Source organism: Micromonospora phaseoli (genome assembly GCF_900109115.1).
GTDB lineage: Bacteria > Actinomycetota > Actinomycetes > Mycobacteriales > Micromonosporaceae > Micromonospora > Micromonospora phaseoli.
In genome coordinates this window covers 295575-320906 of record NZ_FNYV01000001.1, presented here as the reverse complement: position 1 = coordinate 320906, position 25332 = coordinate 295575, and the positions used below count along the sequence as shown (strand labels likewise).

Below are 25332 nucleotides of genomic sequence, written 5' to 3'. Positions count from 1 at the left end.
GCTCAGCGCAGGGTGTCGAGGGTCTTCTGGTAGCGGGAACGGTCGGTGGGTGGGGTCCGCGCTGACCGGTAGTTGAGCACCACCGTGCCGCTGCGGTAGGCGGCACCGCTCCACCGCTCGGCCAGGTCACCCGCGCTGCTCTCGTCGGGGAAGACGTACACGGCCACGTTGTCGGTGACGACGAGTTCCGAGCAGCCCAGCCCCAGCCCGTCCGGTCCACACTCGATGGAACGGTCCCGCGGGTTGGCCACCTTGAGCCCGGCGGCCCGGAAGGCCGCGACGACCTCTCCGGCGGTCGGTGCGCCTTCCTGGCGTGGCGGCAGCACCACCGGTGGCGGGCTGGGCGGTCGCCGCTCGGTGCCGCCATCGGCGGTCGGGCCCGCCGGCCCCGCTGCGGTGGCCGGGCCCGCCGGTGCCACTGCGGTGGCCGGGCCCACCGGTCCCGCTGCGGTCGTCGGTTCGGTGGCGTCGACGTCTGGCCCGGTCGGGTTCGCCGGGCCTTCCGACGGCACCGCGTCGGCCGATGCGGCGCTGGCGGGCGGGTTCGGTCCCGCCGGCCGGTCCGGGCCACCGCCGCAGGCGGCGAGCGCGCCCGTAACCGTCAGGAGGACGACGACGGGCAGGATCCGGTGGCTCATCCAGGCAGTCTGCCCAACCCGCTCCGCCGCAGGCAGTGGCCGGTCGGCCAGGCACGGTGTCGCGTATCCGGCAGGACCGGGCGTACGATCCGGTGCCGTGACCAGCGGGGCCGCCAACGACGTCCGGACACCGTTCGGGGTGGTCTCGCTGACCACCGACTACGGGCTCACCGACGGGTTCGTGGCGGTCTGCCACGGAGTGATCGCCCGACTCGCGCCCGCGATGCGGATCATCGACGTGACCCACCTGGTGCCGCCGGGTGACGTCCGTCGGGGCGCGGCGGTGCTCGCGCAGACCGTGCCGCACCTGCCGGCCGGGGTGCATGTGGCCGTCGTCGACCCGGGTGTCGGTACGCCGCGGCGGGGCGTCGCGCTGGGCACGCCCGAGGGGTTCCTGGTGGGGCCGGACAATGGTCTGCTGCTCGACGCCGCCGTTGCTCTCGGCGGGGTGACCGACGCGGTGGAGCTGACCAATCCGCGCTGGCTGGCGCCACGGGTCTCGGCCACCTTCCACGGCCGGGACGTCTTCGCGCCGGTCGCGGCCCGACTGGCGCTGGGCGCACCGCTGGGCGAGGCCGGCCCGCCGGTCGACCCGGCGACGCTGGTGCGGCTGCCCGACCCGCTGGTGCGGCGGCGACCGGACGGGTTCGTCGCCGAGGTGCTGACGGTGGACCACTTCGGCAACGTCCAGCTGGCCGCCCCGGCCGACCTGCTGGCCCCGCTGCCGGCCCGGCTCCTGGTGCAGGCGGCACCGGACGACCGGCCAGAGCACGCGGCACCGGACGACCGGCCAGAGCACGCGACCCCGGACGACCGGCCGGCGCAGGCGGCGGCCGGCGGCGGGGGACGGGAGGTGGCCGCCGTGCACGGGCGTACGTTCGGCGATGCGCCGGTCGGGGCGCTGGTGGCACATGTGGACTCGGCCGGCCGGGTCGCGCTCTCGGTCAATGGTGGACACGCCGCCGAACTGCTCGGGGCGATCCCGGGTACGCTGCTGCGGGTCCGGGTCATAGCCTGAGTCGAGGCGGACCCGCACGACGCGGATGAAACGTCTACTGTGGAAAGCTGTCGAAGTGGATGATCGCTGGGTTCCCGCCGCTTGCCCCTGCTGCGCGTACCGGACCGGCGGCGGCACCTGTCCGGTCTGCTTCTGGACCGATGACGGCCAGACCGATGCGGACGCCGACGTCGTGCGCGGCGGGCCCAACGGGGATCTGAGCCTGTCCCACGCTCGACTCAACTTCGCCGTCTACGGCGCCTGCCACCCCCGCTACCAGGAGTCGGTCCGTGCGCCCCGGCCGGAGGAGCTGCCCTGACCCGGCCCTGACCGGGGACGAGGGCCGCGCAGGCCGTGGAGCCGGGCCGGCGGGCAGGACGCCGGCCCGGCTCTAGGTGCCGGTTCAGCAGACCGGCACCGACCCACCCCAGACCGCCGAGATGTACGCGTGGCTGACGAACTGCCCGCTGGCCAGCCGATTCCACCGGTTGGTGGTCCGGTACGGGCCGGCGACCGTCTGCCCGCTCACGTAGCACTGGAGCGGCACGTTGGCGTACCGGGCGGCCAGACCCCGCGACGCGTAGCCGGTGCCGGGGCCGGCCCGCACGTTGAGTGGGCCGTCACCGACCACACCACGTGGGCCGGTGCCGGTCCACAGGTACGCCACGTCGACCCAGGCGTTCGTGGTCAGCTGCAACCCGTCCCAGAACGTCCCGTCGGCGAGGTCGACGCCGGCCGGGTTCAGCACCAGCCGGCCGAACTGGTCCCGCCCGCCGTTGTAGCCGTTCTGGTAGGCGGCCTGCGCCTGCGGTCTGCCCCGGGGCAGGTCCTTCCAGTTCTCCCGCACCCCGCTCGGGTTCCAGTAGTCGTCGCGGGTGTTCCAGGGGCCGACGTCCCAGACGGGCGCGTACTCGCATCGGCTGCCGTTGGTGGTGCAGACCCGCAGGGTGTAGTCGCCGCTGTTGCGCGGGGAGAGTCCCCGGCGCGAGGGCAGCGCCACGAAGTGGTCGCGGGCGCGCACGGTGTGCCCGTTGGCGGTCACCTCGCCGACCAGGCCGATCCGGGTCGCGTACACCCGGTAGGTGAGGCCGGGGGTGGCGGCGGTGGCGGCGACGGAGTCGGCGGTGAGCCGGACGGCCCGGACCTCGGTGGTGGCGCCGGACCTGCTGCCGGTGAGCACCACCCGGGCCTGCACCCGGCGGACCGGCTGGTCGAAGACGGCCGCGGGAACGGCGTCATGCCACTCGGTCCAGCCGATCGCCCGCCAGCCACGGACCTGGACGCTCGCGGTGGCACCGGATCTGGCGACGACGGTGACCTCGGCCCGGATCCGGGTAGCCGGCCGACTGAGGTTTCGCGGAGCGGCCACCAGCATGCCCTCGGCGACCGCGCTGCGCCGGGCCGGCGCCCCGGGCGGGCGGGCGTCGACCAGCCGGAGGCCGGCACGGGTGTGCCGCACGTTGACGTCGTCGGTGTCGACGACGGACAGGTCGGCGTCCCACCGGTCGACGCGGGCGGCCGACGCGGAGGTGGGGTGCAGGGACACGGCGAGGGCGAGGGTCAGGGCAAGAGCCAGGACAGTGGTACGGGGATGATTCATCGACATTCTCCTCAGAACTCCCCGATAGTGCCTATATAAGTAGATCGAAGAGAAGCGCCGTACAAATGGTGATACACGTGAATATGCTTCGAGTGGAAGAATGGTGCGGTGCCCGAAGGTGACACCGTCTGGAACACCGCCCGCGTGTTGGAACGGGCGCTGGCCGGGGCCCGACTGACCGGCAGCGACTTCCGGGTGCCCGCACTGGCCACCACCGACCTCACCGGTTGGACGGTGCGCGAGAGCGCCAGCCAGGGCAAGCATCTGCTGCTCCGACTGGACGCCCCCGCCGGCACCGGCGAGTCGCGATGGACGCTGCACTCGCACCTGCGGATGGACGGCACCTGGCGGGCGTACGCGCCGGGCGAACGCTGGACGGCGCGGCCGGCACACCTGATCCGGGTGGTGCTGCGCGCCGAGGTCGCCACGGCCGTGGGCTATCACCTGCACGAGGTGACCCTGGTGCCCACCGCCGAGGAGGAGCGCCTCACCGGCCACCTCGGCCCCGACCTGCTCGGCGCCGGCTGGGATCCGGCCGAGGCCACCCGCCGGCTGGCCGCCCACCCCGACACCCCGGTCGGCGTGGCCCTGCTCGACCAGCGCAACCTGGCCGGTGTCGGCAACCTCTACAAGTGCGAGGTGCTGTTCCTGCGCGGCATCCATCCCCGCACGCCGGTACGCGACGTGCCCGACCTGGCCGGCCTGGTCACGCTGGCGCAGTCGCTGCTCGCCGCCAACCGGGGCCGGTGGACGCAGAGCAGCACCGGGTCCCTGCGACGCGGCCAGACCAGTTACGTGTACGGGCGGCGGGCCCAGCCGTGCCGACGCTGCGGCACCGCCATCCGCAAGGAGGAGCTGGGCGAACGGGTCACCTACTGGTGTCCCACCTGCCAGCCGGGCATCCCTTGACCGACTCGGGCGATCTTGTCGCCATGCATCTTCCACGCGACGGCCTGGGCAGATCCGAGGCGGTGGACGGCCAGCCACGCGACCGGATCGGAGTGGCGCGGACAACACGCCGGAAGATCGGCAGATAGGGACGATTGGGCCCTTCCTAACCGACCACCCGCGTCGCATGCTGCGGTTGAGGGCTCACGGAACGTCAACACCGCGCGCCCGCGCTGCCACGTCGGGGTGGTGGCCGCCGCGCCCCGATCCCCGGGAGAGCCATGGCTGTGTTCCGCAGACTCCGGTCCACCTGGCTGGTCCGTGCCACCCGCGCCGTCCTCGACGACATGCCGGCCGACCTCGACGACACCGCCCCGACGCCGGCACCACCCCGGCCGCCGCTGCAGGCACCGGCACCGCTGCAGGCACCGGCACCGGCGAGCCTCGATCCGGCGGCGGCGCCCCGCTGCTTCGGCCCGGTGCCGAACCACGCGTTCAGCCCGCTGCCGGTCCTGGGCGACGACGGCGCGGTGCTGGCCGGCACCGGGCTGCGCAAGTTCGTCGACCCGCTGCCCGGCCTGGGCATCCTGGGACAGACCCCGCTCGGCGCCCACCTGCCCGTCGCAGTGCCGGACACCATCACCCACCCCGGCTGCGACTACTACGAGATCGGCCTTCAGGAGTACGCGCAGCGCCTGCACCGCGACCTGCCGGCGACCCGCCTTCGCGGCTACCGGCAGCTGAACCTCGGCACGGACGTCGACGGGCACAACACCGTCGCCCCGCCGCCACGGCCCTGGCACCTCGGCCCGGTCGTGCTGGCCCGACGAGGCCGGCCGGTGCGGATCAAGTTCATCAACCAGCTTCCCGCCGGCCCCGCCGGCGACCTGTTCCTGCCGGTCGACCCGACCGTGCCCGGTGCCGGCTCGGGTCCCCTCGGCGGGCCGGCACCCTTCCCGCAGAACCGGGCGGTGCTGCACCTCTGCGGCGCGCACACCGGCTGGATCAGCGCCGGAAACCCCTGGCACTGGATCACCCCGGCGGGCGAGATCACCCCCTACCCGACCGGCGCCGGCCTGGCCCACGTCCCCGACATGGCCCACCCGGGACAGGGCGCCACCACGCTCTACTTCCCCAACGACCAGAGCGGACGGCTGCTCTGGTTCCACGACAACACCGCCGGGCTGTCCCGGTTGACCATCCACTCCGGCCAACTCGCGCTCTACCTGCTCACCGACGAGACGCAGGAGCGGCTGATCGCCGACGGGCTGCTGCCGGCCGAAGCGCTACCGCTGGTCTTCGAGGACAAGACGTTCGTGCCCGACGACGCCCAACTGGCCACCCAGGATCCGACCTGGGACCGGGACCGCTGGGGTTCGCGGGGCGCCCTCTGGCACCCACACGTCTACCAGCCCCGGCAGAACCCGTACCGGCTCGACGGACGCAACCCCACCGGCCGGTGGGACTACGGCCAGTGGTCAGGTACCGCGCCGAGCGTCGCCCCGGACGCGCCCGCCACCGCGGTGCCCAACCCGCACCACGATCCGGTCACCGACCCGGACGAGCCGCCGGAGGCGCCGGGTGTGCCGCACCCGAGCGCGGTGCCGGGCGCGTACGGCGACACCGTGCTGGTCAACGGTGCCGCCTACCCGTACCTGGAGGTCGAACCCCGGCTGCACCGGTGGCACATCCTCAACGCCTGCACCGACCGCTGGCTCAACCTCCAGCTGTACCGGGCCGCCTCGGACGCGCCGATGTGGACGGCGGAAGGCCGGCTGGCCGACGCCGACGCCGGCGAGGTGCCGATGGTGGACGCCGCCCGTACGCCGGGCCGCCCGGTCGGCTGGCCCACCGACGGCCGGCCCGGTGGCGTGCCGGACCCGACGACGGCCGGGCCCGAGATGATCCGGATCGGCAACGAATGCGGCCTGCTGCCGGCGCCCGTGGTGATCCCGAACCAGCCGATCGGCTTCCGGTACGACCGGCGTGACCCGACCGTGCTCAACGTCGACGGTCACGCGCTGCTGCTGGCCCCCGGCGAGCGGGCCGACGTGCTGGTCGACCTCGCCACGGTCACGCCCGGCAGCACACTGATCCTCTACAACGACTGCCCCGCACCGTTACCCTGCTTCGACCCCCGGTACGACCAGTACACCGCAGGGCCGGATCGCACCGCCGAGGGTGGCGCACCCTCGACCGTCCCGGGGTACGGTCCGAACACCCGCACCCTGCTGCAACTACGGGTGACGGGCACCCCGGCGGAGCCGTACGACCTCGGCCGGCTGCGGGAACGGCTGCCCGGCGCGTACGCGACCAGCCAACGTCCCCCGGTCGTGCCCGCGCCGGCGTACGACTCCTGCTTCGGCACCACCACCGGCCCGACCCGGATGCCGGTGCACGCCACCTCGGTCGAGTTCATCGCGGCCGGCGGCACCGCGCCGGTGAAACTGCCGCTGGAGGTCAAGGCCGTACGGCAGGTCTTCGAGCCCGACCACGGCCGACTCACCGGCCGCCTCGGCGTGGCGCACCCGATGGCCGGACCGCTGCACGGCGCCACCCTGCCGCTCGGTCCCACCGATCCGCCGACCGAGGTGCTGCACGTCTGCGATCCGGCCGTTGCGGTCGGCGCGCCCGGCGACGGCAGCCAGCTCTGGCGGGTACGCGGCACCGGCCGGCAGAGCCATCCGGTGCGCTTCGACGGGCTGGACGTGCAGGTGGTCGGCCGGGTGGGCCGGGACGGCACGATCCGGCCGCCGCACCCGGGTGAGCTCGGCTGGAAGCAGATCGTCCGGGTGGATCCGGGCGAGGACGTGCTGCTCGCGCTGCGACCCGAGGCACCGGTCCTGCCGTTCAAGATCGGGGACAGCGTACGGCTGCTCGACCCGACCCGACCGGCGGGCGCGCGCATCGGATCCACCCCGGTCAGCCCGATCGACGGACGGCCGACGGGGGTGGTCAACCAGCTGGTCAACCTGGGCTGGGAGTACGGCTGGTCGAGCGGGGCGGCCGGCCACCGCGACCAGGGCATGTACCGGCCCTTGGTGGTCCGCGTCTCGCCTCGGGCACCGACCGGGCTCACCGCCGCCCCGGCCCCCGGCTCGGCGACCGCCCTGCCCGCGATCACCCTGGCCTGGACCGGCAACGGCAGCGGCAACCGGGCACCGGCCACCAGCCACCTGTTGCAACGTGCCACCGATGCGACGTTCACCGACGGCCTGACCACGATCACCGTGGCGGCCACGGCGACCCGCTACACCGACGCGACCGTCACCCCCGGAGTCACCTACCACTACCGGATCCGGGCGGAGAACGCGGTCAGCTGCTCCACCTGGTCGAACAGCATTCCGGCGGCGGTGCAGCTCACCGCACCGACCCGGCTGACCGCAGCCATCCCACCCGCCGCGCCGCTGCGGGTCGCGCTGCGCTGGGCCAACCGATCCTTCGCCACCGGGATCGACGTGCAGCGGGCCACCAACCCGACCTTCACCAGCGGGCCGGGCACCACCGCGATCAGCGTCGGCGACAACCATCTCGACCCTGCGGTCGCACCCGACACCACGTACTACTACCGGGTGCGGACCACCTACCTCGGTGCCGCCTCACCCTGGTCGACGGTGGCGACGGTGAGCACCCCGCCTGCGCCCGGCACTCCGACCGCGCTGAGCGCCGCCACCAGCGCACCCGGCCCGGACACCGCGACCGTGGTCCTGGGGTGGGCCGCCAGCACCCCCACCGGCCAGGGTGCCGGCTTCACTGTGGAACGGGCGTTGGACCCGGCCTTCAGCCGCGAACTGGCCACCTTCACGGTCACTGGTCGAGGCTTCACCAACACCGGCCTGGCCCGTGGCGTCACCTACCACTACCGGATCCGCTCGTTCAACGTTGTCGGCGCCTCCCCGTTCACCGGCCCCATCCCGATCACCACCCCACCCTGACCACCCACCCAGCCCGGCACTGCTCGGCGTCGTCGGCGCTGCTCAGCGCTGCTCGGCGTTGATCGGCATTGGTCAGCGTTGATCAAGAAGTTTGGGTCGTGGAACGCAAGGATCCCGACCAGATCCTCTTGATCAACGGGTTGGGGATGAGAACGGATTGGGGATGAGAGTGGCGCGGCCGGCGGTCACGGGGTGGCGGCGGGGCGACCCACGGCACGCAGCTCGGACAGCGCCGAAGCGAAGCCGTGCAACAGGTCCGTGGCCTCGGTGAGCCGGGCGGCGGCGGGATGCTCCAGCTCCGGCCGGTACTCCTGCGCCAGGTAACCGGCGGCGGCCACCACCAGCCGTTCGTAAGCGCCCACCCCCGACTCCAACTGCCCGGTCAGCGCCTGGTGCGCCTCGGCCAGCGGCGCCCGGGCGTCGGGCGGCGCGAAGCGGGCCGCGCGTTCCACGCTGGCCACCCGGTTGGCCAGCTCACGCAGCGACTGCTCGGCAGTGGCCGCCTCGGCGACAGCGGGCTCGGCGAGGCCGGTCAGCCGGCCCGCCATCCCGGCCATCGTCGACGCGGCCCGGTCCAGGCGCTCCCACGGCTGCGCCGCGCTGGTGCCGCGCAACGCGCTGCGGCTGCGGGCCCGACGTACCTCGGCCACCACGCCGGCCCCGGCGGGCAGCCGCTCCACGGCGGCGACCAGACGGGCCCGGGAGCGAGCGGCGGCCTGAGCCGGGTCGAGCGCGGCCGGGGCGGGTTGCGCGGCCAGCGCGCGCAGGTCGACCCAGCGCCAGCCGGCCAACGCGGTCGCGGCGCCCGCGGCGGCGGCCCAGGCCGCGTCGGCGAGCCCGATGCCGGCGTACGGGGTCAGCACGATCGTCGCGCCGCCGAGCCCGCCGGCCAGGACGCTCCACCGGCGGGCGGAGCGACGCAGCTTGCTCAGCCGCCGAAAGTAACGGGTGCGCTCGTCTGCCACGTCGCCTCCTCGCCCGCTGCGCTCAGCCAGCGGCGGTGGTGTCGCCGGTGCCGCGATCGCGGCTCATGCTGGCCCTGATCTCATCGAGCCGGGCCACGGCCGGGTCACCGGTCTGCGCGGCCGACTGGTCGGCCACGGCACCGCGTTCGGTGCCCGCGCCGAGTTGCTCACCGGCCATGCTGGCCCGGATCTGGTCCAGTCGGGCCGATCCGGCAGTGTCCAGGGTCGCCTTCTGGATCTCCAGCATCCGGCCCTCCGTCGAGTTCCCGGCGAGCTCCGCCCGGCCCATCGCGTTGGCGTAGCGGCGCTCGATGCGGTCGCGGACCTCGTCCAGGGTGGGGGTGCTGCCGGGGGCGGTGAGCGCCGACATCGACTCCAGCGAGGCCGCCACGCTCTCCTGCATCTTGGCCTGCTCCAGCTGGCTGAGCAGCTTGGCGCGCTCGGCGAGCTTCTGCTGGAGGATCATCGAGTTGTTCTCCACCGCCCTGCGGGCCTGCCCGGCGGCGCCGAGCGCCTGGTCGTGCAGGGTCTTCAGGTCCTCCGCGGACTGCTCCGCGGAGACCAGCTGGGTGGCCAGGGCCTGCGCGGACTGCTCGTAACGCCCGGCCTCCGCCTCGTCACCCTTGGCCCGGGCCTGATCGGCCAGCACCAGCGCCTGACGGGCGTTGGCCTGCAACCGCTCGACGTCGGACATCTGCCGAGACAGCTTCATCTCCAACTGGCGCTGGTTGCCGATCACCGCGGCGGCCTGCTGGACGAGCGCCTGGTGCTGCCGGTGCGCCTCGTCGATCGCCTGCTGGAGCTGCACCTTGGGGTCGGCGTGCTCGTCGAGTCGGGCGCCGAAGAGCGCCATCAGGTACTTCCACCCCTTGACGAACGGGTTCGCCATCTCCGCGGTATCCCCTCAATCACGTCGCTGCGCCTGCCCCACCCGGCGTCCCAGCTCGGCCGCCGACGATGGTGCAACCATCGTCCCAGCCGGGCGCCAGTACGGCATCCGTACCGACGAGAGGGGACGTCCGCGATCAACCCTACGCGGCGGTGGCCACCACGACCATCGGGCCGATGGGTCTCAGGCGGCGCAGACCACGTCCCGATCGGTGCGGTCCGTGGCGGGACGGACCCGGGCACTGCGCAGGGTGGCCTTGAGCGGGGAGTCCTGGCGTGCGGAGACGGCGACCGAGCCGTCCGAGGTGACCTGCCGCACCCCTCGGCCGGTGGCCTTGTGTACCGGGGCGGCGACCGGCGAATCGGCCGGCTCGTCCTGCACCGGCACCAGCACGCCCGGCAACTGCTCGGCGAACGCGACCGTGTCGCTGACCTCGCGCAGCAACTCGGAGAGGCGAGCACCCAGCGCGTCGCAGATCGCGGCGAGCAGCTCGCTTGAGGGTTCCTTCTGGCCGCGTTCGATCTCGGACAGGTAGCCGAGGCTGACGTTGGCGGCGGAAGAGACCTCGCGCAGCGTGCGGTGCTGCCCCTGCCGGCGCGCCCTCAGTGCGTCACCGATCACCCGGCGTAGCAGGACCATCGCACCTCCCCTGAGGGACACAGTTCGCCCGGCCATCCGGTCCGGCGGTGGCACCGGCTCCGGCTGTCGAAGCTTTCCCGCAACCGTACCCGTTGCGCGCCGCCACGACATCCCGCCCCGCCCGGCTACCCGACGGCAGGGCGTCCGGTGCCCGAGAGTTGGACGTGCTCTGCGAGCAGGCGCAGCGCCTCGGTCACGGCGGCGCCGCGGATCCGGTCCCGCCCACCTACCAGGTCGAGCTGTCGCACCTCGGTGCCGTCCGGGCCGGCGACGGCGACGAAGACCATCCCGACCGGCTTGCCGTCCTGGGGCTCCGGGCCGGCCACTCCGGTGGTGGCCAGGCCCCAGTCGGCCCCGCAGCGTCGCCGCCCGCCCTCGGCGAGCGCCGCCGCCACGTCCGGGTCGATCGGGCCACGCTCGGCCAGCAGCGCCGCCGGTACGCCGGCCAGCCGCTCCTTCAGCTCGGTCGCGTAGACCACCAGACCACCCCGGTAGACGGCGCTCGCCCCGGAGATCTCCACGATCGTGGCGGCCAGCAGCCCGCCGGTCAGCGACTCGACGGTAGCGACCGTCTCCTGTCGCTCGGTAAGGCGGTGCACCACCCCCGCCGCCGCGCTGCCCATCGCCCCCTCGGCCTCCCGCACACCCATGATCTGCATCCTTCCCGGGTTTCCGGCGCGGTACGCGCCGCAACACCGATCGGGTTGTCAGCCTCGGGCGCGGCGCAGGCGTAATGCCTGGGCGATGTAGTCGAAGCCGGTGACGACGGTCACCACCACCGCCGCCCCCATGATCCACGGACCGATGGCGGCGAGCGTCGCCGGCATCGGCCACAGGTACCAGGTGATGGCGAGTATCTGCAACGCGGTCTTGACCTTGCCGCCCCGGCTCGCGGCGATCACGCCCCGCCGGATCACCCAGAACCGCAGAGCCGTGATGCCCAGCTCACGGGCCAGAATGACCACCGTCACCCACCACGGCAGCCGGTCGTACCAGGACAACAGCAGCAGGGCCGCGCCGGTGAGCGCTTTGTCGGCGATCGGGTCGGCCACCTTGCCGACCGCGGTGACGAGCCCGAACCGGCGGGCGATCCAGCCGTCGACCAGATCCGTCACCGAGGCGACCGCGAAGATCACGCAGGCGATGACCTGCCACCCGCCGTGCGTCATGCCCGAGACGACCACCGAGGCCGCGAAGACCGGCACCAACAGCAGCCGCAGCGCGGTCAGGCCGTTGGCGGCGTTGACCACGGGCACCCGGGCCACCACCGGCACCGGCGTCGACTCCGTCGCCCCGGTCATCCGCCCGCTCCGCTCGGTGGGCGCACCCGGCATCGCACGTCGTGTCTCCCCCGCCTCGTCCTGGTCGGCCGTCACCGCGCCGCGCCGGGAGCCGCCGAGATCATCTCCTCCGGCACCGCGACCAGGTCCACGCCCTCGGTGCCGGTCACCGTGGCCCGGACCAGGTCACCAGGGCGCAGCGCAGCCAGGTCGACCCCGCCGCCGTCCGGTGCGACAAGCGTGGTCGAACCGTCCACCTCCGGCGCCTGATGGGCGGCCCGCCCCTCGACAACGCCGTCGTCGACCGAGTCGACCAGCACCTCCAACGTCGAGCCGAGGCGATCCTCGGCGCGCTGCGAACACAGCTCGTCGGCGAGCGCGCTGAGATTGTCGTACCGGCGCTTGACGGTGGCGGCGGAGACCTTGCCGGGCAGCCCGGCGGCCTCGGTGCCGTCCTCGTCGCTGTAGTCGAAGACGCCGATCGCGTCGAGCCGGGCCTCGGTGAGGAAACGGACCAGCTCGTTGACGTCGGCCCGGGTCTCGCCGGGGAAACCGACGATGAAGTTGCTCCGCGCCCCGGCCTCCGGCGCCAGCGCCCGCGCAGCGGCCAGCAGCTCCAGGAAACGGTCGGTGGAGCCGAAACGGCGCATCCGACGCAGCACCGGCTCGCTGGAGTGCTGGAACGACAGGTCGAAGTACGCCGCCACTCCCGGCGTGGTGGCGATCGCCTCGACCAGCCCGGGCCGTGTCTCGGCCGGCTGGAGGTAGCTGGCCCGTACCCGGACGATGCCCTCGACGGCGGCGAGCTGCGGCAGCAGCTTCTCCAGGGCGCGGGGGTCGCCGAGATCCTTGCCGTACGACGTCGAGTTCTCGCTGACCAGGACCAGCTCCCGGACGCCGCTCTTGGCCAGCCACTCGGCCTCGGCGAGCAGTTCGTCCGGGGTACGGGAGACGAAGGCCCCCCGGAAGGCGGGAATGGCGCAGAACGCACACCGCCGGTCACAGCCACTGGCCAGCTTCAGCGAGGCCACCGGGCCGTTGTCGAGCCGGCGGCGCAGCACCTTACGCAGGTGCGCGGGGGTGTGCTCGTCGACGTCGGTGCCTCGGCCGTGCCCGGGCAGCGACACCGCGCTGCCGCGGCGGGCGACCGGGGTCAGCGGCAGCAGCTCGCGCCGGTCACGCGGGGTGTGCGCGGCGAACTCCTGGCCGGCCACGACCGCACCGAGCCGGGCGGAGATGTCCGGGTAGTCGTCGAAGCTGAGCACCGCCTGGGCCTCGGGGAGGCTGTCGGCCAACTCCCGGCCGTACCGCTCGGCCATGCAGCCGGCGGCGACCACCTTCGCGCCGGTGTCGGCGGCGGCCAGCAGCGTCTGGATGGAGTCCTGCTTGGCCTTCTCCACGAACCCACAGGTGTTGACCACCACCACGTCGGCGCCCTCGCCGTCGGTCGTCACCTGCCAGCCGTCGGCGTGCAGGCGGGCGGCCAGCTCCTCCGAGTCGACCTCGTTGCGGGCACAGCCCAGGGTCAACAGGGCGACCCGACGGCCGTCGGCGCTGGAGTTGTCGGGCGACTGCTCCAGGTCGCGGCGCGGCGCCAGACGCGCCGAGCTGGAGTTGTCGGGCGAGGAGGTGGCAGACACCATCCGAGGGTACCGGGCGGCTCTGGCGGCTCCGGCAACGGCGGGTGCGGCCGGGACGGCCTAGCGTGCCGGAGCGAGGATCCCCACCAGGCGGTCGAGCAGGAAGACCTCGGTGCCGGCCAGACCGACCGAGCAGAAGACCGAGATCTGGTCGGCGTCGGTGCGGCCGGACGTCGCTCCGGCCAGCACCGCGCCCAGGTGGCGCAGCCGGGACGCGTACGGCGGCTGCGCGGCGAGCATCGGGGGCGTGTAGGACATCGCCTGTGCCAGCGAGTCGCTGGCCAGCACGGCAGCGGCGTCCAGCAGGTCGGTGTCGAACTCCGAGCGGTCACGCTGCTTGAAGCCGACCGCGTTGACGTGCGTGCCGGGACTCAGGTCGGCGGCGGTCAGCACCGGTTCCGGGCTGGTGGTGGCCAGCACCACCACGTCCCGGTCGTGCGCGGCTGCCCGGGCCGTGTGCACGGCGCGAGCCGGGATACCGAGTTCGGCCCGGACCCGAGCGGCGAACGCCTCCCGCCGCGCGGCGGAGCGGCTGTGCACGGTCACCTCACGCAGTCGTCGCACGGCCGCCGCGGCCCAGACCTGGGTCCACGCCTGTGCACCGGAGCCGATCACCCCGAGGGTGGCCGCGTCCGGCCGGGCCAGGACGTCCACCGCGACCCCGCCCAACGCGCCGGTACGCCGGGAGCCCAGCTCCGCCCCCACGGCCACCGCCCGCACCGCGCCGGTGCGTCCGTCGTGCAGCACCACCACCTGCTCGGTCTCGGGATGCCCGAACGTGTCGTACGACCGGTATCCGTACCACTGTCCGACCAGGTGCCCGGCGGTGAGCATCAGCCGGCCGCCGTCGAGCGGCGCACCGGCCCGGGGCGGTGCCACCAGCCGCCCGTCGTATGCGGCGAGCAGGGCCTGACGCATCGCGTCCACCGTGGTCGGGGCGTCCAGCGCGGCGGCGACCTCCGAGTCGGAGATGAGCACGGTCATGGATACATCGTGCAGGGTGAAGCAAGGTTGAGGTCTACCCCGGGTGATCCGATTCACCCGGACCGGGCCGCCCGCCCGGTGCTACCGTCGGTCGCGGCGGCCCGCGTGGCCGTCCCGGACGAGTCGTGGGCGTACCCGGTCAGGTCAAGACGCCCCGTGCGTTGACCCGACTCGTCCCGGCCCTCGGTGGCCGGGCCCACCGAAGAGGTGACCCGATGGCCTGGATCGTGCTGGTGCTCTCCGGACTGCTGGAGACGGCGTGGGCGATCGCCCTGGACCGCTCCGCCGGCTTCACCCGTCCCCTCCCCTCGGCGGTCTTCGCGATCACGCTGGTGCTGAGCATGGCCGGCCTGGCGTACGCGTTGCGGGAGATCCCGGTCGGCACCGGGTACGCGGTGTGGGTCGGTATCGGCGTGACCGGCACCGCCCTGGTGGGGATGCTCGTGCTGGGCGAGTCCGCCAGCCTGGCCCGGATCGGTTGTCTGCTGCTGATCGTCGCCGGCGTGGTCGGCCTCAAGATCTATCACTGACCCTGTCCACTCCGAGGGGGCGTGGCGCGCGTCCGCAGTGGGTAGAAACGGACGGCAGACGCAGACTCACCTTCCGGAGGAAGACATGGCCACCAGCACCGTCCGCTCGACCAGCGCCGCCCGCATCTGCACCATCGTGGGCTTCGTATGCGCGGTACTCGCGCTGCTGCTCAACCCGATCCTCTTCGGAGTCATCGGTCTGGTCCTCGGCGTCGTCGGCGCGGTCCTCGGCGACAAGCCGCTCGGCTGGTACGCCGCCGCGGCCAACGTGGTCGCCATGGTGCTGAGCATGCTGATCCTCAGCGCGCTCTGACACCTCTGCTTTCATTGATCACTCGACCGGGCCCGCCACCTCAGGTGGCGGGCCCGCGCATCTGGGTGGGCCTACGTGTCAGCGGGTTCGGCCGCGGTCGGCGACCAGGACGCGGTTGCCGTCCGGGTCGCGGACGGTGGCCATCCGTTCGCCCCACGGCTGGGCCTGCGGTTCGGCGAGCACCTCCACACCAGCCTCGGCCAGTCGGGCCACCGCCGCCGCGCAGTCTGCGACGTACACCCACAGGGTCGCCGGGCCGGTCGGCTGCTCGTCGGCCTCCCGGCGTCCGATGCCCAACTGCCCGTCGCCGAAGCTCACGGAGACGTAGGCGGGCTCGCCGGTCTCCGGGAACTGGTAGCTGACCACCCCGCCGAGCAGCCCCTCGTAGAAGTGCCGGGCGGCGTCCAGGTCGCCGGACGTGATGATCGGGAACACTTCCCTGGCCAACGCCGGACGGTCAGTCACCGCCACCTCGCAGCCCCTCCAGGACCTCTTCCAACTCGTCCGGCTTGACCAGCACGTCGCGGGCCTTGGAGCCCTCTGACGGGCCGACCACGCCCCGGGTCTCCATCAGGTCCATCAGCCGGCCCGCCTTCGCGAAGCCCACCCGCAACTTGCGCTGGAGCATCGAGGTCGAGCCGAACTGCGAGGTGACCACCAGCTCGACCGCCTGCACCAGCAGGTCGAGGTCGTCGCCGATGTCCTCGTCGATCTTCTTCTTGGTGTCCTGCGCGGGGGCCAGCACGTCCGGGCGGAACTCCGGCTCACGCTGGTCCTTGCAGAACTTCACCACGTCGCTGATCTCGCGCTCGGTGACCCAGGCACCCTGGATCCGCACCGGCTTCGAGGCGCCCATCGGCAGGAACAGCCCGTCGCCCCGGCCGAGCAGCTTCTCCGCACCCGGCTGGTCGAGGATGACCCGGGAGTCGGCCAGCGAGGAGGTGGCGAACGCCAGCCGGGACGGCACGTTGGCCTTGATCAGGCCGGTCACCACGTCGACCGAGGGCCGTTGGGTGGCGAGCACCAGGTGGATGCCGGCGGCCCGGGCGAGCTGGGTGATCCGCACGATCGAGTCCTCGACGTCGCGCGGGGCGACCATCATCAGGTCGGCCAACTCGTCGACGATCACCAGCAGGTACGGGTACGGGCGCATCTCGCGCTCGCTGCCCGGTGGTGCCTTGATCTCGCCGTTGCGCACCTTGCGGTTGAAGTCGTCGATGTGCCGGACCCCGTTCGCGGCGAGGTCGTCGTAGCGCATGTCCATCTCACGGACGACCCACTCCAGCGAGTCGGCCGCCTTCTTGGCGTTGGTCACGATCGGGGTGACCAGGTGCGGGATGCCCTCGTAGCCGGTCATCTCGACCCGCTTCGGGTCGATCAGCAGCAGCCGCACCTCGTCCGGCGTCGCCCGGGTCAGAATGGACATGAGCAGGCTGTTCAGGCAGCTCGACTTGCCCGCGCCGGTGGCCCCCGCGATCAGGATGTGCGGCATCTTCGCCAGGTTGGCCACCACGTAGCCGCCCTCGATGTCCTTGCCGAGCGCCACCACCATCGGATGGTGGTCGCTGGTGGCGGAGCGCGAGCGGAGCACGTCACCGAGCGCCACGTTCTCCGGGTCGGTGTTCGGGATCTCCACGCCCACCGCGCTCTTGCCCGGGATCGGGCTGAGGATGCGGACGTCCGGCGACTTCACCGCGTACGCGATGTTGCGGGAAAGCTGGGTGATCCGCTCCACCTTGACCCCGTGACCCAGCTCGACCTCGTAGCGGGTCACCGTCGGCCCCCGGGTGAAGCCGGTGACCGCCGCGTCCACGTCGAACTGATCGAAGACGCCGGTCAGCGCGGCGATCACCTCGTCGTTGGCCTTGCTGCGGGTCTTCGGCGCGGCCCCACTGCCGAGCAGGTTCGCCGGCGGCAGGGTGTAGTCACCGGCCAGCCCGGTCAACGCGAGCTGCTCGGCCCGGGTCGGCGCGGGCGAGTGCTCCGGCGGCTCGGCCGGCTTGCGGCTGGCCGGCACCCGCGACGGCGCCTTGCGGGGCAGGACGATGGTCTCCTGCAGGTCCACGTCGTCCAGCTCGTCGAACTCGTCCGGGTCGACCGGCGGCGCGGTGCGCTTCGCCGGGCGCCGTCGCGGCGGCGTGGCGGGTGCCTCCTCCGCCTCCGGCCCGGTCTGCCCGACCACGGCACCGGCGAGCAGCCCGAGCCGCTCGGGAATCTTGTTGATCGGCGTCGCGGTGACCACCAGCAGCCCGAACAGGAGCAGCAGGATCAGCAGCGGAACCGCCACCCAGGCGGTGACCGAGCGCTCCAGCAGGCTGCCCACCCCCGCGCCGACCAGACCGCCGGCGAAGTCCCGCTCGCCCGGGCCGGCCGGCTGCTGGCCGATGTGCAACAGCGCGGCGGTGGCGACCAGCATGGAACCCCAGCCGACCAACCCCCGCCCACGGTGCTCGGGGTCACCGGGCTCACGCATCAACCGCCAGGCCCCGATGCCGAGCAGTACCGGCACCACGATGGAGATGGCGCCGAGGAAGAGCCGGACCGTGTCGGCCAGCCGGACGCCGAGCGGCCCAGCCGCCGAGAACCAGATCGCGCCCGCGCCGAGCAGGGCGAGACCGATCAGCAGCAGTCCGGCACCGTCGCGGCGGTGCTCCGGGTCGAGGTCGCGGGCCGAGGCGGCCTGCCGCCCGGCGGCCCGCACCGCCCAGCCGGCTCCGTGAGCCAGGCCCATCCACAGAGCCCGGATCGCCCGCCCGACGTACGCGGCCGGGCCCGGTCCCCGCGCCGAGGTGCGGCGCCGGGCCGGCGCGCGGGTCGTCTTGGCCGGTTGGCGGGCACGACTGTTCGTGCCACCACGCGGCGACGCGCCGCGCCGCCGACTCGCCTGAGGGGTACGGCCCGCCATAGCATCACCGTAACGGCGGGCCCGGCGATCGGCCGGTCTTCCTGGTCGCTCCGCGTGTCGCAGCGCGGTCCCCGCCGGCTGCCGTGATATTTGCCTGGCGAGGGGGTGTCCGATGAGGTCGCCGGAGTTCGAGGAACGCCCGGACGACCCGTTGGCCGGGCGCCCGTCGGCGCTGCGGCCGTTGACCCACGACCTCGTCGCCGCGGTGCTGGCCACCCGGGGACACGCGGTGACCACCGACGACGCAGGTGAACTGGTCGGCCGGTGGGCGGAGAGCCACATCTGGTTCCTGCGCGCCGGCGACGCCGGGGAACTGCTCCAGGTACGCACCATCGCCACCCGCGCCTTCGCCGTCGAGCAGGTGCCCTCGCTGCACCACTTCTGCAACACCTGGAACCGTGACCGGTTCTGGCCCAAGGCGTTCGTCCACGTCGACGACGGCGGCCCGGTCCGGATCTGCGGCGAGGTCATCACCGACCTGGAACGGGGCGTGACGCCGCACCAACTCGACCGGCTGCTCGACCGGGGCATCTCGACCGGCTGCCGGCTGGCCGCCGAGGTGGGCCGCCTGGCGGGGACGGCGCATCCGTGACCGGGCCGGCGGCGAGCGGCGGCAGGGGTCGCGGTCGTGCACGAGCCACCGGTCCGGTGAGCGGGCTGCGAACCGTCCGTGGCCCCGGCGACGCGCTCTCCGATGCCCGGGACATGCCCGACGGTGAGTCGCGCATCGCCGAACTCGAACGGGTCGCCTCCCTCGCCCAGGCGACGGGTGATCGCCGGATCGCGCTCGAGGCGTGGTCCGAGCTGGTCGAGACGCACCTGCGTGGCGGCGAACGGTGGCGACTCTTCGAGCCTGTCCGGCACTGCCTCGACGCGGCCCGGTCCGACGACGAGACGTTACGTCGCTACCGGCGGTACGCGGTCGAAGCGCTGCTGGGCAGCCCTCGCATCGGCCTCGACCAGGCTCGCAACGTGCTGGACGGCCTCGCCGACCAGGCCGAAACCGGCGACGCGGGCAGCGCGCTCGTGGCGCAGCTGCGCTGCCGGATCGCCGACCAGGCGGGCGACGAACCCGCCGCCCGGGGTTGGTTGGGCCAGTGGCGGACCAGCACACCCGATCCCGCCGGCGGGTGCCCCGCCTGCCTGCCCGTACGCCAGGCCGAACTGCTCGCCGGCTGGGGCGACTGGGCGGCGGCGCTCGACACCCTCGCACCCCTGCTCGATGGCCCGGCGCGTTGCACCGCCCAGCCCGAGGCCGCCCTGACCGCGGCGATGCTGCCCTGGCTGCGGGCGGGCGAGGCGGAGCGGGCGGCGCGGGCGCACGTCCGGGGCTACCGCCGGCACCGTGCGGAGCCCGACGGGTTCAGCCACCTCGCCACGCACCTGCGCTTCTGCGCGCTCGGCGGGCACCTCGACCGCGGGCTGGAGATCATCGTCGAGCAGTTGCCCCGGCTGGAGCAGCCGCACGAGGACCTGTCGGTGATGGAGTTCGCCGCGGCGGGCGCGCGGATCTGCACGTTGGCGGCCGAGTCGACCGGCGACCGGTCGGTACGGCGACCGGCGTACCGCGGGCGACCATCAGCGGACGTCACGGTGGGCCAGCTCGGCAGCGAACTGCTCACCCTCGCCACCGGCCTGGCGGGCAGCTTCGACGCCCGCAACGGCACCGGACACCAGTCCGGCCGGATGGCCTCCTGGCTGGCGGAGCGTCCGCTGGCCCCGCCGGTGCCGCTGCCCGGCGACGAGGAGCCCGAGCCGGAGGACGGCGCCGATCAGCCGGCCGTGGACGAGGTCGGCCCGCTGACCACCGCGATGATCACAGCCGCATTGGACGAACGGGGCGACGGCTACGCCCTCGACGCCGCCGGCACGGTGCTGGGACGCTGGGGCGACGCGGTGATCCAGTTCCGGCAGGCCGGGGAACGCCAGGACATCCTGCACGCCCGGGTGGTCGCCGGGCGACGGCTACCGGCGGCCCGACGCGCCGAGGCGTACGCGTTCTGCAACGGATGGAACCGGGACCGGCTGCTACCCAAGGCGTACGTCCACGATCCTGGCGACGGTGAGTTGGTGCTGGCCGGCGAGGTGACCACCGACCTGGCGGACGGGGTGGCACCGATCCAGGTGACGGTGCTGGTGGACAGCGTGGTCCGCACCGGTCTGGCGTACGCGGAGGCGGTCGCCGCACTCCCCTGACGCCCGGCTGCCGGCTCGGCGGGCCCGCTGAGGTCGGCGGGCCCGGCCGGGCGGGATCCGCCCGGCCGAGCCCGGATGCTCAGCGCCGACTGCTCAGCGCGCGGAAGTTCTGCGTGGTGATCAGGGTCAGGTTGTTGCGTTGCAGGATCTCGTTGACCGGCTGGTAGAACGTGCTGCCGCCGCGCACGCAGTCACCCGAGCCGCCGGAGGTGACGCCCTGCGCCTGGTTGCCCGAGATCCACGAGCCGCCGGAGTCACCGGGCTCGGCGCAGACGTTGGTCCGCACCAGACCGCCGACCAGTCCCTCCGGGTAGCGGACGGTGGCGTTGCGGGCCTGGACGACGCCGCAGCGAACACCGGTCGTGGAGCCGGATCGGCAGATCGACGAGCCGACGGGCACTTCCTGCGAGCCGGCCACCCGGGCGATGCCGCCCCGGAAGTCGGTCACCTCGGGCAGCACCGTGGTGTTGTTGTTGACCTGCACGAAGGCCCAGTCGTCGCCGGGGAAGGACGAGGCCCGGAAGACGCCCTGCGCCGCACCGTCGGGGCCCGTGGTGCGGTCACCGACCCGCCCGCAGTGCCCCGCCGTGACAAAACCACCGGCCACCGCGAAGCCGACCGAGCAGCGACCGTTGCCGACGAAGAACGCCTCACCGCCGCGCACGTCGGCGAAGAGCCGCGGCTGCTCCTCGGTGGCCATCCGAACCGTCTGCCGGGACACCCCGACGCGGTCCACGAAACGCCACCCGGCTGCTTCCGCGCCCGGCTCGGCGAGCACCACGACGCTGTTCGAGGCGACGTCGACGTACCAGCCGGACACCTGCTCGGCCCGCGCGGCGGCCCGATCCATCCGGGTCTTCACCGCGTCGAGCTGCCTGACCCCGCGATCGACCACCTTCGGCACCGCCCCGGCGGCCCGTACCCGCTGCGCCTGCTCCGGGTCGGCCACCGCGACGTTGAGTTCGTCGCCGTCGGCGCTGAGCCAGCTGCCGCCGTAGGCCGCCCCGAGGTCGGACCGGAGCGTGTCCACCACCGCACTGGCCCAGCGTTCGGTCTTCAGACGCGCGGCCACCTGCGACTCGTCCAGCCTCAGGTCCCGGCGCATCGCCTCGACCAGCTCCGGGTCCGCGCCCGCAACCGCGCTCTTCGGCGCGCTGTTCGGCGCGGCATCGTCACCGGCGAACGACGGCAGGGTCACTGCCACCGCCGCGCCCACCGCCACCACCACGACACCGATGGCTGTCAATCGTCTGCGGTCCATCCGCCATGCTCCTCCCGGCCCGCGTGGGTACGCCTGCCGGTTCGGAATACGGGCACCAGGCCCGAACGGTTGAACAGAAACGCCGACAAATCGATCTGTACACGGCGATGGACCGCCGGACGCCGGGTCCAGCGGTCCATCGACATCGGGTGCGGTGACCCGACGAACCTCAGACCTCGACGACGGTGGGGACGATCATCGGGCGGCGACGGTAGGCGTCGTTGACCCAGCGGCCCACGGTGCGTCGGACGATCTGCTGCAGCTGGTGGGGGTCGGTGATCCCGTCCGCCGCCGCCCGGTTGAGCGCCTCGGTGACCAGAGGAAGCACCGGGTTGAAGGCCTCCGGGTCCTCGGAGAAGCCCTTGGCTGACACGGTCGGACCCGCGACCACCTTGCCGGTGACCGAGTCCACCACGACAGTGGCGGCGATGAACCCACCGTCACCGAGGATGCGTCGCTCGGTGAGCAACGACTCGCTGACGTCACCGACGGCCAGCCCGTCGACGTAGACGTAACGGCTCTTGACGTGCCCGACCAGGCTGGCCCGCCCTTCCACCAGGTCGACCACGTCGCCGTCCTCGCAGAGCACCACCCGATCGGCCGCCACGCCGGACTCGATGCCCAGCCGAGCGTGCGCACGCAGGTGCCGCCACTCGCCGTGCACCGGCATCAGGTTGCTGGGGCGGACCACGTTGAGCAGATAGAGCAGTTCGCCGGCGGGGGCGTGACCGGAGACGTGCACCTTCGCCACGTCCTTGTGCACCACCACCGCCCCGGCCCGGGCCAGCCGGTTGATCACCCGGTAGACGGAGGTCTCGTTGCCCGGCACCAGCGAGGAGGCCAGCACCACGGTGTCACCGGGGGCGATGGTGATGTGCCGGTGGTCGCCGCTGGCCATCCGGCCCAGGGCGCTCATCGGCTCACCCTGCGAACCGGTGGACATCAGCACGATCTGCTCCGGCGGCATCGAGGTCGCCTCGTCCAACCCGACCACCAGGCCGGGCGGGATGTTCAGCAGGCCGAGGTCCCGGGCGATGCCCATGTTGCGGACCATGGAGCGGCCGATCAGCGCGACCTTGCGATCGTGCTCGATCGCCGAGTCGAAGACCTGCTGGACCCGGTGCACGTGGGAGGCGAACGAGGCGACGATGATCCGGCCGCGCGCCTTCGCGAAGATCGAGTCGAGGACCGGGCCGATCTCCCGCTCCGGCGTGACGAAGCCGGGGATCTCCGCGTTGGTGGAGTCCGACAGCAGCAGGTCCACGCCCTCGGCGCCGAGCCGGGCGAAGCCGGCCAGGTCGGTGATCCGGCCGTCCAGTGGCAGCTGGTCCATCTTGAAGTCGCCGGTGTGCAGCACCAGCCCGGCCGGGGTACGGATGGCCACCGCGAGGGCGTCCGGGATCGAGTGGTTCACCGCGAAGAACTCGCAGTCGAACGACCCGAGCCGCTCCCGGCCGCCCTCCCGCACCGTCAGCGTGTACGGCTGGATGCGCCGCTCGGCCAGCTTCGCCTCGACCAGGGCGAGGGTGAACTGCGAGCCGACCAGCGGGATGTCGGGCTTGTGGGCGAGCAGGTAGGGCACCGCACCGATGTGGTCCTCGTGACCGTGCGTCAGCACGATCGCCTGGATGTCGTCGAGCCGGTCGAGGATGGGACCGAAGTCGGGCAGGATCAGGTCGACCCCGGGCTGCTCGACGTCCGGAAAGAGCACACCACAGTCGACGACCAGCAACTTACCGTCGTACTCGAAGACGGTCATGTTCCGGCCGATGGCGCCGAGCCCGCCGAGCGGTATGACCCGCAGCCCGCCTTCCGGCAGCGGCGGGGGGAGTTGGGCCTCCTCGTTGTGCGCCTCGGTCACGCGTTCACCTCATTCTGGGACGCCGTCATCCGGCGTCCATCGTGTTCTTCGGTCATCAGGGAAGGGGTAGGCCCGCCGCCGCGCAGTCGGCGCGCAGCTGGGCGACCTCGCCGTCGGTGGCCTCCACCAGCGGCGGCCGGACCGGTCCGGCCGGCAGGCCCTGGACGGCCAGGCCCGCCTTGACCAGGATGGTGCCCTGGGTACGGAAGATCCCGGTGAACAGCGGCAGCAGCCGGCGGTGCCACGCCAGCGCGGTCGCCGTGTCTCCGGCGTCGTACGCCTCGATCATCCGCTTGGTCTCGGCGCCGGTGAAGTGGGTGGAGGTGCCCACCACCCCGACACAGCCAACGGCCAGCGCGGGCAGGGTGAGCGCGTCCTCGCCGCTGTAGTACGCCAGATCCGTCCGGCTGGTCACCCAACTGGTGGCGGTCAGGTCAGTCTTGGCGTCCTTCACCGCGACGATCCGGCCGTGCTCGGCGAGCCGGACCAGCGTCTCGGTCTCGATCGGTACGCCGGAACGGTGCGGGATGTCGTAGAGCATCACCGGTAGCCCGGACGCGTCCGCCACGGCCGTGAAGTGGCGCAGCAGCCCAGCCTGCGGCGGCTTGTTGTAGTACGGCGTGACCACCAGCAGCCCGTGTGCGCCGGCCTTCTCCGCCGACGCGGCCAGCTCGATCGTGTGCCGGGTGTCGTTGGTGCCGACCCCGGCCACCACCCGGGCCCGGTCTCCGACGGCCTCCACGACCGCCCTGATCAGGCGTTCCTTCTCGGCGTCGGTGGTGGTCGGCGACTCACCGGTGGTCCCGTTGACCACCAGCGCGTCGTTGCCCTGCTGGGTGACCAGATGATCCGCCAGCCGCGCCGCGCCGTCCAGGTCGAGCGCGCCGTCTGCGGTGAACGGGGTCACCATGGCCGTGAGCACCCGACCGAACGGGCGGGAGGCCGCCCGGATCGGGGCGTCAAGGTGGTCGTGCGTCATGGTGACAACCTATCGGACGGCCGGCAGCCGGCCACCGGGGAAGGGGTTACGCCCCCTGGGCGTGCGGACTGTGCGCCACCTCGCTGCCGTCCGGCAGGGTCGAGATGGCGAAATCGGCGAAGACGTTCGGCGCGACCCGCTGCAACTGCCGCAGACACTCCACCGCCAGCTCGCGGATCTCCACGTCGGCGTGCTCGGTGGCGCGCATCCCGATGAAGTGCCGCCAGGCCCGATAGTTGCCGGTGACCACGATGCGGGTCTCGGTGGCGTTCGGCAGCACCGCGCGGGCGGCCTGGCGGGCCTGCTTGCGCCGCAGCGTCGGGTTCGCCACGTCGGCGAAGCGCTGCTCCAGCCCCTCCAGCAGGTCGTTGTACGCCCGCACGCTGGCCTCGGCGGCCTCGACGAACCGCTTGTGCAGCTCCGGGTCGTCGGCGATCACCGACGGCTCGACCATCGCCGCGTCCCGCTCCGGCACGTACCGCTGGGACAGCTGCGAGTACGAGAAGTGCCGATGCCGGATCAGCTCGTGGGTGAACGACCGGGACACCCCGGTGAAGTAGAAGCTCACCGAGCCGTGCTCCAGCACGGAGAGGTGACCGACCTCCAGGATGTGCGCCAGGTAGCCGGCGTTGGTGGCGGTTGCCGGGTTCGGCTTCTTCCAGCTCTGGTAGCAGGCCCGCCCGGCGAACTCCGCGAGCGCCTGCCCCCCGTCGGCGTCAGTCGACCACGGCACGTCCTGCGGCGGGTCGAAGTGGGTCCACGCGATCAGCTTGACCTGGGGCTGCACCATCTCCGGCATGCCGCGACTGTAGTAGGGCGGCTCCGCCGCCCC

Annotated in this window: 23 protein-coding genes and 1 riboswitch; of the genes, 8 read left to right on the top strand and 15 right to left on the bottom strand. The window is 73.0% G+C overall.

Translation table 11 applies throughout. From position 1 onward, the window contains the following. Window positions 1–2: 2 nt before the first annotated feature. Window positions 3–638: a hypothetical protein gene (locus tag BMY89_RS01485; protein ID WP_092373777.1), complete on the bottom strand. Its 636-nt coding sequence runs from the start codon at window positions 636–638 to the stop codon at window positions 3–5. A 139-nt stretch (window positions 639–777) separates the two neighbouring features. Here BMY89_RS01485 and BMY89_RS01480 point away from each other — a divergent pair, with 139 nt between their 5' ends. Then, on the top strand, window positions 778–1656 hold the full coding sequence (locus BMY89_RS01480; protein WP_092375337.1) for an SAM hydrolase/SAM-dependent halogenase family protein: 879 nt from the start codon (window positions 778–780) through the stop codon (window positions 1654–1656). A 55-nt stretch (window positions 1657–1711) separates the two neighbouring features. After that, window positions 1712–1954: a CPCC family cysteine-rich protein gene (locus BMY89_RS01475; protein WP_092373775.1), complete on the top strand. Its 243-nt coding sequence runs from the start codon at window positions 1712–1714 to the stop codon at window positions 1952–1954. A gap of 84 nt (window positions 1955–2038) precedes the next feature. On the opposite strand, the gene BMY89_RS01470 is transcribed toward BMY89_RS01475, so the two are convergent. Beyond that, window positions 2039–3235 (bottom strand): hypothetical protein, encoded by a 1197-nt coding sequence (locus tag BMY89_RS01470; RefSeq protein WP_232520998.1) that lies wholly within the window; start codon window positions 3233–3235, stop codon window positions 2039–2041. A gap of 108 nt (window positions 3236–3343) precedes the next feature. Between BMY89_RS01470 and BMY89_RS01465 the strand changes: the two genes are divergently transcribed. Beyond that, complete coding sequence (locus tag BMY89_RS01465; RefSeq protein WP_092373772.1) at window positions 3344–4144, top strand: DNA-formamidopyrimidine glycosylase family protein; 801 nt, start codon at window positions 3344–3346, stop codon at window positions 4142–4144. A gap of 260 nt (window positions 4145–4404) precedes the next feature. After that, entirely contained in the window at window positions 4405–8058 is a 3654-nt protein-coding gene (locus BMY89_RS01460) for a hypothetical protein (protein ID WP_092373770.1), read from the top strand. A gap of 185 nt (window positions 8059–8243) precedes the next feature. On the opposite strand, the gene pspM is transcribed toward BMY89_RS01460, so the two are convergent. The 7 genes from pspM to BMY89_RS01425 form a co-directional block, all read right to left on the bottom strand. Beyond that, the gene (gene pspM, locus BMY89_RS01455; protein WP_092373768.1) at window positions 8244–9023 is read right to left on the bottom strand and encodes a phage shock envelope stress response protein PspM; all 780 of its coding nucleotides are present in this window, start codon (window positions 9021–9023) and stop codon (window positions 8244–8246) included. A gap of 22 nt (window positions 9024–9045) precedes the next feature. Next, window positions 9046–9912: a PspA/IM30 family protein gene (locus tag BMY89_RS01450; RefSeq protein WP_092373766.1), complete on the bottom strand. Its 867-nt coding sequence runs from the start codon at window positions 9910–9912 to the stop codon at window positions 9046–9048. A gap of 183 nt (window positions 9913–10095) precedes the next feature. After that, window positions 10096–10551 carry a helix-turn-helix domain-containing protein gene (locus BMY89_RS01445; protein ID WP_092373764.1) on the bottom strand — a complete coding sequence of 152 codons (456 nt, stop codon included), beginning with the start codon at window positions 10549–10551 and terminating at the stop codon, window positions 10096–10098. Window positions 10552–10676: 125 nt separating this feature from the next. Further along, window positions 10677–11201 carry a CinA family protein gene (locus BMY89_RS01440; RefSeq protein ID WP_232520997.1) on the bottom strand — a complete coding sequence of 175 codons (525 nt, stop codon included), beginning with the start codon at window positions 11199–11201 and terminating at the stop codon, window positions 10677–10679. A 57-nt stretch (window positions 11202–11258) separates the two neighbouring features. Then, window positions 11259–11852 carry a CDP-diacylglycerol--glycerol-3-phosphate 3-phosphatidyltransferase gene (gene pgsA, locus BMY89_RS01435; protein ID WP_092375332.1) on the bottom strand — a complete coding sequence of 198 codons (594 nt, stop codon included), beginning with the start codon at window positions 11850–11852 and terminating at the stop codon, window positions 11259–11261. A gap of 71 nt (window positions 11853–11923) precedes the next feature. Next, window positions 11924–13474: a 30S ribosomal protein S12 methylthiotransferase RimO gene (gene rimO, locus BMY89_RS01430; RefSeq protein WP_232520996.1), complete on the bottom strand. Its 1551-nt coding sequence runs from the start codon at window positions 13472–13474 to the stop codon at window positions 11924–11926. A gap of 57 nt (window positions 13475–13531) precedes the next feature. Then, window positions 13532–14455 (bottom strand): ornithine cyclodeaminase family protein, encoded by a 924-nt coding sequence (locus BMY89_RS01425; protein WP_092373762.1) that lies wholly within the window; start codon window positions 14453–14455, stop codon window positions 13532–13534. A gap of 92 nt (window positions 14456–14547) precedes the next feature. Continuing rightward, a riboswitch (guanidine-III (ykkC-III) riboswitch) is annotated at window positions 14548–14614 on the top strand. Window positions 14615–14670: 56 nt separating this feature from the next. Here BMY89_RS01425 and BMY89_RS01420 point away from each other — a divergent pair. Further along, window positions 14671–14985, top strand: coding sequence for a DMT family transporter (locus BMY89_RS01420; RefSeq protein WP_092373761.1), 315 nt, complete (start codon window positions 14671–14673; stop codon window positions 14983–14985). An 85-nt stretch (window positions 14986–15070) separates the two neighbouring features. Next, window positions 15071–15298, top strand: a complete 228-nt coding sequence (locus BMY89_RS01415) for a hypothetical protein (protein WP_092373759.1) — start codon at window positions 15071–15073, stop codon at window positions 15296–15298. 78 nt (window positions 15299–15376) lie between these two features. Here the strand turns inward: BMY89_RS01415 and BMY89_RS01410 are convergent, their stop codons facing one another. Then, on the bottom strand, window positions 15377–15763 hold the full coding sequence (locus BMY89_RS01410) for a VOC family protein (protein WP_170147585.1): 387 nt from the start codon (window positions 15761–15763) through the stop codon (window positions 15377–15379). After that, window positions 15756–18203, bottom strand: a complete 2448-nt coding sequence (locus BMY89_RS01405) for a DNA translocase FtsK (RefSeq protein WP_092373755.1) — start codon at window positions 18201–18203, stop codon at window positions 15756–15758. Before BMY89_RS01405 ends, BMY89_RS01410 begins: the two co-directional genes overlap by 8 nt. A gap of 112 nt (window positions 18204–18315) precedes the next feature. On the opposite strand from BMY89_RS01405, the gene BMY89_RS01400 reads away from it, so the two are divergent. Further along, a complete protein-coding gene (locus tag BMY89_RS01400) occupies window positions 18316–18795 on the top strand; it encodes a YbjN domain-containing protein (protein ID WP_092373753.1) in 480 nt (159 codons plus the stop codon). A 113-nt stretch (window positions 18796–18908) separates the two neighbouring features. Next, a complete protein-coding gene (locus tag BMY89_RS01395; RefSeq protein ID WP_092375326.1) occupies window positions 18909–20399 on the top strand; it encodes a type III secretion system chaperone family protein in 1491 nt (496 codons plus the stop codon). Window positions 20400–20478: 79 nt separating this feature from the next. On the opposite strand, the gene BMY89_RS01390 is transcribed toward BMY89_RS01395, so the two are convergent. The 4 genes from BMY89_RS01390 to thyX all read right to left on the bottom strand — a co-directional run bounded on the left by BMY89_RS01390 (window position 20479) and on the right by thyX (window position 25290). Then, window positions 20479–21660, bottom strand: coding sequence for a S1 family peptidase (locus BMY89_RS01390; RefSeq protein ID WP_092373751.1), 1182 nt, complete (start codon window positions 21658–21660; stop codon window positions 20479–20481). Window positions 21661–21829: 169 nt separating this feature from the next. Then, window positions 21830–23521 (bottom strand): ribonuclease J, encoded by a 1692-nt coding sequence (locus BMY89_RS01385; RefSeq protein ID WP_092373749.1) that lies wholly within the window; start codon window positions 23519–23521, stop codon window positions 21830–21832. Between the two features lie 55 nt (window positions 23522–23576). After that, on the bottom strand, window positions 23577–24500 hold the full coding sequence (gene dapA, locus BMY89_RS01380; RefSeq protein WP_092373747.1) for a 4-hydroxy-tetrahydrodipicolinate synthase: 924 nt from the start codon (window positions 24498–24500) through the stop codon (window positions 23577–23579). A 46-nt stretch (window positions 24501–24546) separates the two neighbouring features. Then, complete coding sequence (thyX, locus tag BMY89_RS01375) at window positions 24547–25290, bottom strand: FAD-dependent thymidylate synthase (protein WP_092375324.1); 744 nt, start codon at window positions 25288–25290, stop codon at window positions 24547–24549. Window positions 25291–25332 lie beyond the last annotated feature (42 nt).

Coding starts and splice junctions, on each gene's coding strand:
- BMY89_RS01405 (WP_092373755.1), bottom strand. CDS start 18,203: ATGGCGGGCCGTACCCCTCAGGCGAGTCGGCGGCGCGGCGCGTCGCCG.
- BMY89_RS01445 (WP_092373764.1), bottom strand. CDS start 10,551: ATGGTCCTGCTACGCCGGGTGATCGGTGACGCACTGAGGGCGCGCCGG.
- thyX (WP_092375324.1), bottom strand. CDS start 25,290: ATGGTGCAGCCCCAGGTCAAGCTGATCGCGTGGACCCACTTCGACCCG.
- BMY89_RS01450 (WP_092373766.1), bottom strand. CDS start 9,912: ATGGCGAACCCGTTCGTCAAGGGGTGGAAGTACCTGATGGCGCTCTTC.
- BMY89_RS01420 (WP_092373761.1), top strand. CDS start 14,671: ATGGCCTGGATCGTGCTGGTGCTCTCCGGACTGCTGGAGACGGCGTGG.
- rimO (WP_232520996.1), bottom strand. CDS start 13,474: ATGGTGTCTGCCACCTCCTCGCCCGACAACTCCAGCTCGGCGCGTCTG.
- BMY89_RS01395 (WP_092375326.1), top strand. CDS start 18,909: ATGCCCGACGGTGAGTCGCGCATCGCCGAACTCGAACGGGTCGCCTCC.
- BMY89_RS01415 (WP_092373759.1), top strand. CDS start 15,071: ATGGCCACCAGCACCGTCCGCTCGACCAGCGCCGCCCGCATCTGCACC.
- BMY89_RS01470 (WP_232520998.1), bottom strand. CDS start 3,235: ATGAATCATCCCCGTACCACTGTCCTGGCTCTTGCCCTGACCCTCGCC.
- BMY89_RS01440 (WP_232520997.1), bottom strand. CDS start 11,201: ATGGGTGTGCGGGAGGCCGAGGGGGCGATGGGCAGCGCGGCGGCGGGG.
- BMY89_RS01400 (WP_092373753.1), top strand. CDS start 18,316: ATGAGGTCGCCGGAGTTCGAGGAACGCCCGGACGACCCGTTGGCCGGG.
- pgsA (WP_092375332.1), bottom strand. CDS start 11,852: ATGACCGGGGCGACGGAGTCGACGCCGGTGCCGGTGGTGGCCCGGGTG.
- BMY89_RS01460 (WP_092373770.1), top strand. CDS start 4,405: ATGGCTGTGTTCCGCAGACTCCGGTCCACCTGGCTGGTCCGTGCCACC.
- BMY89_RS01425 (WP_092373762.1), bottom strand. CDS start 14,455: ATGACCGTGCTCATCTCCGACTCGGAGGTCGCCGCCGCGCTGGACGCC.
- BMY89_RS01390 (WP_092373751.1), bottom strand. CDS start 21,660: ATGGACCGCAGACGATTGACAGCCATCGGTGTCGTGGTGGTGGCGGTG.
- BMY89_RS01485 (WP_092373777.1), bottom strand. CDS start 638: ATGAGCCACCGGATCCTGCCCGTCGTCGTCCTCCTGACGGTTACGGGC.
- dapA (WP_092373747.1), bottom strand. CDS start 24,500: ATGACGCACGACCACCTTGACGCCCCGATCCGGGCGGCCTCCCGCCCG.